This is a genomic window from Pseudomonas sp. FW305-7, assembly GCF_058786735.1.
Genome location: NZ_JBYSZA010000017.1, coordinates 38859 through 50900, shown reverse-complemented (window position 1 = coordinate 50900; position 12042 = coordinate 38859). Strand labels below are relative to the sequence as shown.

The 12042-nt window shown below is 58.3% G+C and carries 13 protein-coding genes; 11 read left to right on the top strand and 2 right to left on the bottom strand.

The genetic code is table 11. The annotated features are described in order from the left end of the window. Positions 1–47: 47 nt before the first annotated feature. Complete coding sequence (rpoS, locus tag AC3WMT_RS19730) at positions 48–1058, top strand: RNA polymerase sigma factor RpoS (protein WP_008081736.1); 1011 nt, start codon at positions 48–50, stop codon at positions 1056–1058. 597 nt (positions 1059–1655) lie between these two features. Here the strand turns inward: rpoS and fdxA are convergent. Beyond that, a complete protein-coding gene (gene fdxA, locus AC3WMT_RS19725) occupies positions 1656–1979 on the bottom strand; it encodes a ferredoxin FdxA (protein ID WP_007908827.1) in 324 nt (107 codons plus the stop codon). A 163-nt stretch (positions 1980–2142) separates the two neighbouring features. After that, positions 2143–4725 carry a DNA mismatch repair protein MutS gene (mutS, locus tag AC3WMT_RS19720; RefSeq protein WP_103303013.1) on the bottom strand — a complete coding sequence of 861 codons (2583 nt, stop codon included), beginning with the start codon at positions 4723–4725 and terminating at the stop codon, positions 2143–2145. 208 nt (positions 4726–4933) lie between these two features. On the opposite strand from mutS, the gene AC3WMT_RS19715 reads away from it, so the two are divergent. The 10 genes from AC3WMT_RS19715 (at position 4934) to AC3WMT_RS19670 (ending at position 12038) form a co-directional block, all read left to right on the top strand. Then, on the top strand, positions 4934–5668 hold the full coding sequence (locus AC3WMT_RS19715) for a LexA family transcriptional regulator (RefSeq protein ID WP_103303012.1): 735 nt from the start codon (positions 4934–4936) through the stop codon (positions 5666–5668). Positions 5669–5817: 149 nt separating this feature from the next. Next, a complete protein-coding gene (locus AC3WMT_RS19710) occupies positions 5818–6006 on the top strand; it encodes a hypothetical protein (RefSeq protein ID WP_141233098.1) in 189 nt (62 codons plus the stop codon). 220 nt (positions 6007–6226) lie between these two features. Then, entirely contained in the window at positions 6227–6652 is a 426-nt protein-coding gene (locus tag AC3WMT_RS19705; protein ID WP_103303011.1) for a tail fiber assembly protein, read from the top strand. Between the two features lie 255 nt (positions 6653–6907). After that, positions 6908–7246 (top strand): phage holin family protein, encoded by a 339-nt coding sequence (locus AC3WMT_RS19700; protein WP_103303010.1) that lies wholly within the window; start codon positions 6908–6910, stop codon positions 7244–7246. Positions 7247–7316: 70 nt separating this feature from the next. After that, positions 7317–7838, top strand: coding sequence for a hypothetical protein (locus tag AC3WMT_RS19695; RefSeq protein WP_103303009.1), 522 nt, complete (start codon positions 7317–7319; stop codon positions 7836–7838). A gap of 3 nt (positions 7839–7841) precedes the next feature. Continuing rightward, positions 7842–8450, top strand: coding sequence for a phage baseplate assembly protein V (locus AC3WMT_RS19690; RefSeq protein WP_103303008.1), 609 nt, complete (start codon positions 7842–7844; stop codon positions 8448–8450). Between the two features lie 14 nt (positions 8451–8464). Then, entirely contained in the window at positions 8465–8797 is a 333-nt protein-coding gene (locus tag AC3WMT_RS19685) for a phage baseplate protein (protein WP_103303007.1), read from the top strand. Next, the gene (locus AC3WMT_RS19680) at positions 8794–9789 is read left to right on the top strand and encodes a baseplate J/gp47 family protein (RefSeq protein ID WP_103303006.1); all 996 of its coding nucleotides are present in this window, start codon (positions 8794–8796) and stop codon (positions 9787–9789) included. Before AC3WMT_RS19685 ends, AC3WMT_RS19680 begins: the two co-directional genes overlap by 4 nt. Continuing rightward, complete coding sequence (locus AC3WMT_RS19675) at positions 9786–10421, top strand: phage tail protein I (RefSeq protein ID WP_103303005.1); 636 nt, start codon at positions 9786–9788, stop codon at positions 10419–10421. The genes AC3WMT_RS19680 and AC3WMT_RS19675 overlap by 4 nt, the downstream gene beginning before the upstream one ends. Then, positions 10422–12038, top strand: coding sequence for a phage tail protein (locus AC3WMT_RS19670; RefSeq protein ID WP_256583484.1), 1617 nt, complete (start codon positions 10422–10424; stop codon positions 12036–12038). The last annotated feature ends 4 nt before the right edge of the window (positions 12039–12042 follow it).

The window sequence follows — 12042 nt, the reverse complement described above, 5'->3', positions numbered from 1 at the left end:
AAGGCGTCGCTTGAGCTTGGGGTCGAACTCACCAAAGGACTATAACAATGGCTCTCAGTAAAGAAGTGCCGGAGTTTGACATCGACGATGAGGTTCTCCTTATGGAGGCCGGCATCGATTCGGAATCTTCGATGTCGAATGATGAAGGGGCTGCTCCACCTTCCGTTCGTTCCAAATCCAAACACTCCGCTTCACTTAAACAACATAAGTACATCGACTACACGCGTGCACTTGATGCCACGCAGTTGTATCTCAACGAAATCGGCTTTTCCCCACTGCTCTCCCCGGAGGAAGAAGTTCATTTTGCGCGCTTGTCGCAAAGTGGCGATCCCGCCGGACGCAAGCGCATGATTGAAAGTAACCTGCGGCTGGTGGTAAAAATCGCCCGGCGCTACGTCAATCGGGGGCTGTCGCTGCTGGATCTGATCGAAGAGGGCAACCTCGGCTTGATCCGTGCGGTGGAAAAGTTCGATCCCGAGCGCGGCTTCCGCTTCTCGACCTATGCAACCTGGTGGATTCGTCAGACCATCGAGCGCGCAATCATGAATCAGACCCGGACCATCCGGTTGCCGATCCATGTGGTCAAGGAGCTCAACGTGTACCTGCGGGCTGCACGGGAGCTGACGCAAAAGCTCGACCACGAACCTTCACCCGAAGAAATCGCCAACCTGCTGGAAAAACCGGTGGGCGAGGTCAAGCGCATGCTGGGCCTGAATGAACGGGTTTCTTCGGTCGACGTCTCGCTGGGTCCGGATTCGGATAAAACCCTGCTGGACACCCTGACGGATGATCGTCCTACCGATCCATGCGAACTGCTGCAGGACGACGATCTGTCGCAGAGCATCGATCAATGGCTGTCCGAATTGACCGACAAGCAGCGTGAGGTGGTGATACGCCGCTTCGGCCTGCGCGGTCACGAGAGCAGCACGCTGGAAGATGTAGGCCTGGAGATCGGCCTGACCCGGGAACGGGTAAGACAGATCCAGGTGGAAGGCCTCAAGCGCCTACGGGAAATTCTCGAGAAGAATGGCCTGTCGAGCGAGTCGCTGTTTCAGTAGGCGCCTCCAACGCCCGCAAAAGCCCCGACTGGTTCGGGGCTTTTTGTTGCTCGCGATTTAGTGGCTCAACGATACCCCTGTGGCGAGGGAGCTTGCTCCCGCTGGGCTGCGCAGCAGCCCCAAACGCACTCAAGCGGGAGCAAGCTCCCTCGCCACACGTTTAGTGCTCGACTTTCGATCGGTGTCAGTACCTTTGTAGTCTCGAGATGTAAGCCTTTACTTACTCTTTCGTAAGTGTTCGTTATTTTTACAATGCGGTAGACGTCCATTCGCCACTTTCATCATATTTAACTTATTGATTTACTTATTTATTTTATAATATGAAGTGCTTATGACAGCGTCTTAAAGCGTATTCGGCCCGTTGCTCCTGGCGGGGAACTCTTTAGTATCAGGGCTGTGTCGACGGACAGACACGCCCTTCAAGGATGAGGGGAATGGACATCGCAGGACGCGATTCATCAGGACGATGAAAAGGAACACAGGGAATAGGGAAAAAATGTGGGCGGGTCAAACCGCCCCTTTTTTTTGTCTGTAGAAAAGCAAAATGCAGAAAAACAAAAAGGCCCCGAAGGGCCTTTTTATCGAACGCGCAACAAATCAGCGTTCGAGGTCTTTGATCTTGCCTTTGACGCCATCCCACTCTTCAGCGTCCGGCAGCGATTCTTTCTTCTCGGTGATGTTTGGCCAGATCTCGGCCAGTTCCACGTTCAGTTGAATGAACTCCTGCATCTCTTCCGGAACTTCGTCCTCGGAGAAAATGGCCACGGCCGGGCATTCCGGCTCGCACAGGGCGCAGTCGATGCACTCATCCGGGTGAATCACCAGGAAGTTCGGGCCTTCGTAAAAGCAGTCCACCGGACAGACTTCTACGCAGTCGGTGTACTTGCACTTGATGCAGTTGTCGGTGACGACGAAGGTCATTTCTAATTTTCTCCTCAGGCGGCGGCAGCGTTGCCCCTTCACGGTTGGGGTCGCCAGGTTCGGGAGCGATGTCTGCTGGCCAGGCTATTAGCCAGCAGCATCCCAAACCGCGCGAGATTCTAACAGCTTGAAGCCGTTTGCGTTATATCCGGTTCTTTAGTGCTTAGATCCGGTTCTTGAGTGCATATAACAATTCGAGCGCACGACGTGGTGTCAGATCATCGACATCCAGTTTGGCCAGCTCATCCAGCACCGGGTGTGGCAGGCTCGCAAACATGTCGCTTTGCTGCGGAGCGAGCGGTTTGCCTTTGGCGGCAGGCTTCGGCGCCTCATGCGGCAATGCGGTGTCTTCCAGACGGCTCAAGTGCTCACGTGCACGCACAATGACTTCACTCGGCACGCCGGCCAGCTGCGCCACCGCCAGGCCGTAGCTCTGACTGGCCGGCCCTGGCAACACGTGGTGCAGGAAGACGATGCGTTCATTGTGTTCGGTGGCATTGAGATGCACGTTGGCCACCAACGGTTCGGCTTCCGGCAATACGGTGAGTTCGAAGTAGTGCGTAGCAAATAGAGTATAGGCACGCAGATGCGCCAGACGCTCGGCGGCGGCCCAGGCCAGCGACAGGCCGTCGAAGGTGCTGGTGCCGCGACCGACCTCGTCCATCAACACCAGGCTGCGTTCGGTGGCGTTATGCAGGATGTTCGCGGTTTCGCTCATTTCCACCATGAAGGTCGAACGGCCACCGGCCAGGTCATCGCTGGAGCCGATCCGGGTGAAAATCCGGTCCACCAGCGACAGTTCGCAACTGGCTGCCGGTACGAAGCTGCCGATGTGCGCCAGCAACACGATCAATGCAGTCTGACGCATGTAGGTGGATTTACCGCCCATGTTCGGACCGGTAATCACCAGCATCCGAGTGTCGTCGTCGAGGCTCAGGTCGTTCGCCACGAACGGCGTGGTCAGGACTTGCTCGACCACCGGGTGACGACCCTGCGTGATGCGCATGCACGGCTCGCTGACGAAATGCGGGCAGTTCAGGTCAAGATTCAGCGCACGTTCGGCGAGGTTGCTCAGCACGTCCAGTTCGGCCAGAGCGCCAGCGGTGTCCTGCAACGGCGGCAACTGGCTGATCAGATCTTCCAGCAGTGCTTCGTAGAGCATCTTCTCGCGGGCGAGGGCACGGCTCTTGGCCGACAGCGCCTTGTCTTCGAATTCTTTCAGTTCCGGCGTAATGAAACGCTCGGCGCCTTTCAGCGTCTGGCGCCGGATGTAGTCTGCCGGGGCCGACTCTGCCTGCTTGCTCGGCAGTTCGATGAAGTAGCCATGAATGCGGTTGTAACCGACTTTCAAGTGGGACAGGCCGGTACGAGCCTTCTCCCGGGCTTCCAGATCGATCAGGAATTGACCGGCGTTTTCGCTCAGCGATTGCAACTCGTCAAGTTCACTGTCGTAACCGGTTTTCAGCACGCCGCCGTCACGGATCACCGCTGGCGGGTTGTCGATGATGGCTTTTTCCAGCAACGCCGCCAGTTCCGGGTAGGTGCTGGTGGTTGTGGCGAGACGTTGCAGGTGCGGCGCCTCCAGGTCAGTCATTGCCACTTGCAATTCTGGAAGCGCGCCGAGGGCGTCACGCAGACGAGCGAGGTCACGCGGGCGCGCGTTGCGCAGGCCGATGCGCGCGAGAATCCGCTCGATGTCGCCAATCTCCTTGAGCTGCGGTTGCAGCTTTTCAAAGCGGTAACCGTCGAGCAGGCAAGTGATCGACGTCTGCCGCGCCAGCAACACCGTCAGGTCGCGCAGCGGACGGTTCAGCCAACGGGTCAGCAGACGGCTACCCATCGCGGTCTGGCAGCGATCAACTACCGATTGCAGGGTGTTATCGCGGCCACCGGCCAGGTTGGTATCGAGCTCCAGGTTGCGCCGGCTCGCGCCGTCGAGCACCACGGTGTCGTCGAGACGTTCGTGACGCAGGCTGCGCAAATGGGGTAGGGCGGTGCGCTGGGTTTCTTTCGCGTAGGCCAGCAGGCAACCGGCAGCGCCGATGGCCAGGGTCAGGGTCTCGCAGCCGAAGCCCTTCAGATCCTGGGTAGAAAATTGCTGGCAGAGGCTCTTCAACGCCGAGTCGCGCTCGAAGTCCCACGGTGCACGACGACGCACGCCACGGCGTTTTTCTGCCGGCAGATCTTTCGGCCAGTCATCCGGGATCAACAATTCCACCGGATTGACCCGCTCCAGTTCTGCCAGCAGGTTCTCCCAGCCTTTGATCTCGAGCACGGTGAAGTTGCCGCTGGTGATGTCGAGCACCGCCAGACCGAACAGGCGCTCATCGCCCAGTACCGCCGCAATCAGGTTGTCACGACGCTCATCAAGCAGCGCTTCATCGCTGACCGTGCCCGGCGTGATGATCCGCACCACTTGACGTTCAACCGGGCCCTTGCTGGTAGCCGGGTCACCGACCTGTTCGCAGATCACCACCGATTCGCCGAGCTTGACCAGCTTCGCCAGGTAACCTTCCGCCGCATGGTAAGGAATCCCACACATCGGAATCGCCTGCCCCGCCGACTGCCCGCGCGCGGTCAGGGTGATGTCGAGCAACTTGGCGGCCTTCTTCGCGTCTTCGTAGAAGATCTCGTAGAAGTCGCCCATGCGATAGAACATCAGCTGATCCGGGTGCTGGTTCTTCAGGCGCCAGTACTGCTGCATCATCGGAGTGTGGGAGGACAGGTCGGAGACGGCTTTATTCATCGGATTGTCAGGTAACTCGTTAAAAGATGTAGGGCAAAAGCGAGGACTACAGCCCGGCTTTTCCGCGATGGGCGCAAGGTTACCATGGGCAGTCGGCCCGACGCAGGCATGACGGCTCGCTGACACTTTTCAGCCAAATTGTGATTTATGCACTAAATATGCAAATCAGCATTTGTCTTCGCGAAAAACTTCAAGCACTATGCGCGTTATGCAAAAACGCAACGTATCCTCCGTCTTAAGAGCACTGCTCGACCAGCACGGGATCTCCCCCACGGAGCTCCACCGTCGCACCGGCGTGCCTCAATCCACTCTCTCGCGAATTCTCAGCGGGAAGATCGTCGATCCTTCGGATAAACATATCTCGAAGATCGCCGAGTACTTCAATGTAAGCACCGATCAGTTGCGCGGGCGCGCTGATGTTGCGCCGTCGGCCGGTGCCGCGCGTGATGACGTACACGCGGAACTCAGGGACATAATGCTGTGGGACGACGACACCCCTGTCGATGACGACGAGGTGTCGGTGCCGTTTCTTCGCGAGGTTGAATTGGCAGCAGGATCAGGAAGATTCGTCATCGAAGAGAGCGAGCGCTCTAGCCTGCGCTTCGGCAAGCGCAGCCTGCGTCATAACGGTGTGCAGTTCGACCAGGCCAAATGCGTGACCGTGCGCGGCAACAGCATGTTGCCGGTACTGCGTGACGGCGCCACGGTTGGCGTGAACGCAGGCAAGTGCGGGATCGGCGACATCATTGACGGTGATCTGTACGCGATCAACCACAATGGTCAGCTGCGGGTGAAGCAACTCTATCGCCTGCCTACCGGCATCCGTCTGCGCAGCTTCAATCGTGATGAGCATCCGGACGAGGACTACAGCTTCCAGGAAATCCAGGAAGAGCAGATCGTCATCCTTGGCCACGTCTTCTGGTGGGGCATGTACGCCCGTTAACCACGCCCCTTTCGAATAGAACCCGCCCATTGGCGGGTTTTTTTTCGCCCGTGAAAAACTCTCGACGCCTTGATCTATGCGGCCTTCATGCACTCATGCATTTTTCACGCATAAATAAATGCATTTGCGCATTGACTGGATATGCATACATGCATATTATTGCCACCAAGCCGCTCGACAAAGCGGCTGGAAACGAAAGCTCTTTAGTTCCACAAGAACAGGCAGCGATGAACCGGCCTCAACGGTTCAGAGGGTTGGCAACTGACCCGGGTGTGCAGCGTAAAGCACCAGAAGCAGTTATCCGGCGGGCAGGGACCGCGGTCGGAAAAACAATTTGAATGGACTCGTACCGCGCCAGTAGCGCCGAACAGTCAGCTTCCTTCTTGAACACAGGATTTGAAGGAAGGCGAAGGAGCGCATTACTGAAAGGCCCGGCGTTCAAACACCGGGCTTTTTGGAATGCCTACCTGTCGTAATTGGCGTTTTCCCCAGTCGCGGTTAACGCAAGGTTGGCAGATGAAAACAACATTTAATGAAACTTCGTAGCAAGGAAATATGATGAATCGATACGTATTTATTGACGCTTACAGCCCACCTTTCACCCGTGCGGTACAAATTGTGGATGCAGAGGAATCGCCGCAATTTACCCCACCAGGGCCATCTGGTTATTGGGTCCAGGTCTCTATCGACACTCCGGTTCAAGTCGGCTGGAAGGGTAATTACGTTGGCAATGGCTGGGTGTTCACTGAGCTGACCTATGAAGATAACGTAGCTGTCCTTGACGTTCGAGTTCGCCAACTACTGACTCAGGCCGCTAATTGGCTAACGATCAATCCTCTGCAGTACAAACTCGACCTGGGTGTTGCCAGCAGTTCCGAGACCGAACTGCTGCTTGCATATAAGCAGTACTGCGTCGCAATCAGTGACATTAAAGACCAAACTGGTTATCCCTATACAATCAACTGGCCAGTTGCTCCCTTCTAATCCACCACTTTGGTAAACCCGATATCGGGATTGCATCATGCAATGGCGCGGCTTTTTAGCCGCGTCTGCAAAGTTGTGCTCAGTCAGACGATCGAAGAACGGGCAAATACTAAAGCTGTCTTTGCTTTCAGCGGCAAGATCGGTGTCGTCATGATTTTAATGTGTATTCCTCCGGGCATTCCTGTAATGCCCGCTTTCAGAGATGTCGTTTGAACGGACATAAAAAGCGAATAACTCACTCCTAGGAGGCGTGACATGACAAACGAGCAACAAGCGTTGGCGGACATGCCGATCTGGCTGGTCATCCTCCTTGCCATCGTCGGCGGGGTGTCTGGCGAAATGTGGCGCGCTGACAAGGAGGGCGCTCGCGGCTGGCCGCTTTTGCGCCGTCTCGCGCTGCGCTCCGGCGCCTGCATGATCTGCGGCGTCTCGGCGATCATGCTGTTGTATGCCGCCGGCATGTCGATCTGGGCCGCCGGAGCATTCGGTTGCCTAACCGCCATGGCCGGCGCCGACGTGGCCATCGGTCTGTACGAACGCTGGGCCGCCAAACGCATCGGCGTCTGCGAAGTCCCGCCGCGCGACCAGCCTTGACCTTGACTGTTTTCCGTGCCGCCATTTTGGCGGCAGGGCTTCGCGTGGACGATTGAAAAGGAGGTCATGTATGCCCACACCGATCCAGCAGCCGTCGCAATTGTTCACAGCCATCGTGACGACACTGCGCAACACTGCCGGACTCAACCTCAACGTCGGCAATCACGATGATTTTACACAACCGGGCGATCAGGCCTGGGTGTTGATCGACTTCGAACGGAATGGATCTGGAATGCGCGCCGCTGATGGGCGAATTGCCCATGTCATGACGCTGTCATTGCAAGTCATCCCGGCGCTTTCCGCGACGGCATTTGCAGCGTGCGATCTGATCGCCGTGCTGAAGAACCTGATCACCGACAACCGCTGGAACTTGCCCGGCGATCAATGCGATCTGCCGATGAATATCGATGGCTTGCCGTCATTGCTCATCCGCACCGAGCAGCCATACAAAACCTGGACGTTGTCATTCAACCAGACCCTCTACCTCGGCCCGACCTTGCTCGACGACCCGCTGGGTACGCCGAAATTTGCCCGCACCTGGGAAGTCAGCAACATCGACGACCCCGACCAATACACCGCGCTGGAGGCCTGACCGATGTTCGACGCAATACTGCGCATGCAGCTAGGCCCGATCATCGCACGGCTGGCCGAAATGGAAGCGGAAATCGAAGACCTGCACCGCCGCGCCGAAAGCTTTTGCCGGATCGGCATCTGCCAATCGGTCGATGCCGCCAGCAACACGTGTCAGGTGAGCCACGGTGGATTGCTGACGCCGGCCATCAAGTTTTTCAACCCGAGTGCCGGCGCACAAAGTGAATCGCGTATCCCGTCCGTGGGTGAGCAGTGTTTGTTGTTCAACTACGGCAGCGGCGAAAGCGGTGCGCAGTCGGTGGCGTTGTTCGGCTTGAACAGTGATCGCTTTCCGCCAACCTCGACGGTACCGACGCTGACCCGTCGAGTGCATCAGGACGGCAGCGAAAGCGGCTACGACGATGCCGCGCATACCTTGCATTGGCAAAACGGTCCGGCGACGTTCAACGGGTCTCGCGAATCGCTGCAACTGAGTATCGGCCCGGCACAACTGGCGATGACCCCACAGGCAATCAACCTGCAACTGGGCGCCGTCGGCCTGACCATCGACGCTTCGGGCGTGCACTTCAGCGGCCCTTTGGTCGATCACCAGGGCCGCGTCATCAGCCCCTGATTAAGAAGCCTTCCATGATCGGAATCGATAGAGACAGCGGGGCCACGGTCGACGACTGGCTGCAATTTGTGCAGCGCGCGACCCGGGCCCTGACCACGCCGCTGGGCACCCGGCAAAAACGGCCCTTGTATGGCTCGCTGATCCCCTCGCTGCTCGGGCAGAACCTCGGTGACGACGTGCTGCTTCTGGCGCAGAGCCACGCAGCGCAAGCGTTCTACAACAAGCAAAACGGCATCGATGATTTTCAGCCTCAAGTGATCGTCGCCACACGACAGGGCGCCGGCCTGTTGTTGCGTTTCGCCGGCACCTGGAAAAACCGTCAACAGACTTTCGAGGTAGTGACATGAGCATGTTGATCCCCGGCCAGAATCAATTGGCCGAACCCGCGCTGATCACCGTCGACGCCTTCGAGGACCTGCTCGCTGAATTCAAGACGTTTGTCGTCGAGTACGTCGGCGCGCGGTCGCCGGACAGCGCAGCGAAACTCAAAGTCAGCCTGGAAAACGAAAGCGAACTGCTGACGCTGGCGCTGGAAGCGTTCTGCGTGCGGCTGCAAACCCACGAACGCAAATACAACGCCCGCATCAAGCAGATGCTGGCGTGGTGGGCCACCGGCAGTAACCTCGATGCACGGCTTGCAGACATGGGCCTGGAGCGGCAGTTACTCGACCCGGGCGACCCGGCAGCGTTCCCGCCGGTGCCAGCGGTTTATGAAAGCGACGACGACGCCCGGTTGCGTTATTACCTGGCGCCGCATGCACCGGCGGCGGGTTCGCGGATGCAGTATCGCCGCGAAGTGTTCACCCTCGGCGAGCGGCCGACGGTGAACGTCGAATCCACTGAAGCCGGTGTGGTGAATGTCACTTACACCTTCAACCCGGACGGCTTCGCCGCGCAGGTCAAGGATGGCAATGGCCGCCGCACCGCGCCGGGTGAAGTGCAGGTCACCGTACTTGCGCGGGACGGTGACGGCACGCCGTCCGAGGCATTGCTTCAAGGCGTCCGCCAGCACTTCGCCCGACCGGATGTGCGACCGGAAACCGACCTCGTCACCGTCAAGGCCGCCGCCATCCAGCGCTACAAAATCCGCGTCGTCGCCAAGATCAATTCCGGCCCCGATTCGGGCCTGACCCAAGTCGCCGCGCAGCAACAATTGCAGGCTTACGCCGACAGTTGCCATCGCCTCGAAGGGCGGGTCGATCCGAGCTGGATCGATTACACGCTGCACAGCGCTGGCGCCGTGCAATTGCAGATTCTGGAACCGCTGGCGCCGATCGTGACGACGGCGTTTCAGGCGCCGTACTGCACGGCAGTCGAGGTCGAGGTGCTGACGCTATGAGTGAGCCAACGCAACGCCCGAGCTTGTTGCCGGCCAACAGCTCGGCACTCGAACGTGGACTGGATCTGGGCTTCGGCGCGCTACTTGATCGCATCGCACCGCCGTTCCCCGAACTGATGAACCCGAGCGAAACGCCGGTTGCGTTTCTGCCGTATCTCGCAGCGGATCGCGGTGTCGCCGAATGGAGCACCGCCGCACCCGAAGCGGAAAAGCGCCTGACCGTCGAACTGGCCTGGCCCACCGCACGCCAGGCCGGCACTCGCAGAGCACTGGAAAACGCCGCCAAGGGTTTGCAGTTAAGACCCGAGATCCGCGCCTGGTACGAACAAACGCCGCCCGGCGTGCCTTACAGCTTTTCAGTACGAGCCTTCAGCGACCAACCCTACAGCGAAGAAATCGACGCCCGTCTCGACCGACGTCTGGCGGATGCCAAGAGCGAACGGGATGTGCTGTCGGTCTCGGTGGGCCTCAGCGCGTTTGGCAATCACGTCATCGGTGCCGCGACGTTCTGCGGCGAACTGACCACGGTTTATCCGGTGTTCATCGAAGGGCTGGAAACCTCTGGCGAGGCGTTCATGGCCGCCGGTATGTACACCGTCGAAACATCCACTATTTATCCTCAGGGGGCCTGAATGGCTGACTATTACACCCTGCTCACCAACGCAGGGATTGCCTACGAAACGGCGTGCAAGGCCGCGGGCACGCCGATCAAGTTGACGCAAATTTCCGTCGGGGACGGCGGCGGCGCGGTCTACAACCCGGCCGCGACCGCTACTGCGCTGAAACGCGAAGTCTGGCGCGGGCCGCTCAATGCGCTGTTCCAGGACGAGAAGAATCCGAGCTGGCTGCTTGCTGAAGTCACTATTCCGCCGGATGTTGGCGGTTGGTATGTGCGTGAGGCCGGGCTGTGGGCTGATACCGGGATTCTTTACGCCATCGTCAAATATCCGGAGTCGTTCAAGCCGGTTCTGGCGACGTCGGGCTCGGGGAAAGAGTTCTACATTCGCTCGATTTTCGAGACCAGCAATGCGTCGCTGGTGACGTTGTTGATTGATGACACGGTGGTTAAAGCCACACGTGCCTGGGTCACGAGTTACCTCGCCGAAGAGCTTGGCAAACTGGATGGCAAGCAATCGGTGCGTGTTGCCGCAACCACCAATGTGGTGCTGAGCGGTGCGCAGCAGATTGATGGGGTGGCAGTGATTGCCGGTGACCGTGTGCTGCTGTCGAATCAGACTTTGGCCAAGGACAACGGCCTGTGGATTGTCGCCAATGGTGATTGGGTGCGAGCAACCGACGCCAACTCCAGCGGCAAGGTGACGCCGGGTCTGACGGTCATGGTCGAGGAGGGGACGGCAAACGGCGATTCGCTGTGGCACCTGACCACCAATGCGCCGATCACTCTTGGCACTACCGCGCTGAATTTCAAGATGTTGGCAGGGCGCACAGGGATTGCCGCCGGGACTTACAAGAGTCTGACGGTTGACGAATATGGCCGGGCGACTGCCGGGGCGAATCCGCAAACGTTGGCTGGTTTTGGCATCACTGATGCCCTCGGGATCAACGGAACAGCGGTTGCCGCTCGTAAGCTCGAAACGGCACGCAATATCTCAATCTCTGGTGCCGCGAGCGGCAGTGCGTCATTTGACGGATCGGCGGGCGCCAACATTTCCATAGCGCTTGCCGACTCAGGCATTTCCGCGGGTACTTACACGAAGGTTACCGTTAACACGAAGGGTTTGGTTACAGGAGGGGGAGCGCTTGCAGCGGCAGACATTCCGAACCTTGACTGGTCGAAAATCGGATCCGGGAAACCAGCCACTCTCGCGGGTTACGGGATAACTGACGCCTACACGACAGCAGGTACCCAGAACCTTGTAAACCAGACTTTTGCCGACTTCTCAGCCTCTAAAAATTTAGCCGCTCCCGCTTTTCTGAACGGGTTCTATGACGCTAACACCTCGCGTTACTGGACAGCTAACGGCAACTTATATGTCTCCATTGACTTCGCCCGAGGGGCCGCGATTGGAAGTCAATCAGCCCTTCTGTGTGTCCTGCCACCCGGTGCAAGACCACGATTCAGGTGTTGCGGTACCGGGGACTGGGTTACGTCGTCACCTCTGGCATTTGGTTACCTTTCCTGGTCACTGGAGACCAATGGGAACCTGACGATCGACTTGTCTGTGGGCGCGACGAACGGAGCTAGCAGCTATCAAGGTCAAATCCACCTCTGCACTCAATTAGCGTGAAGGC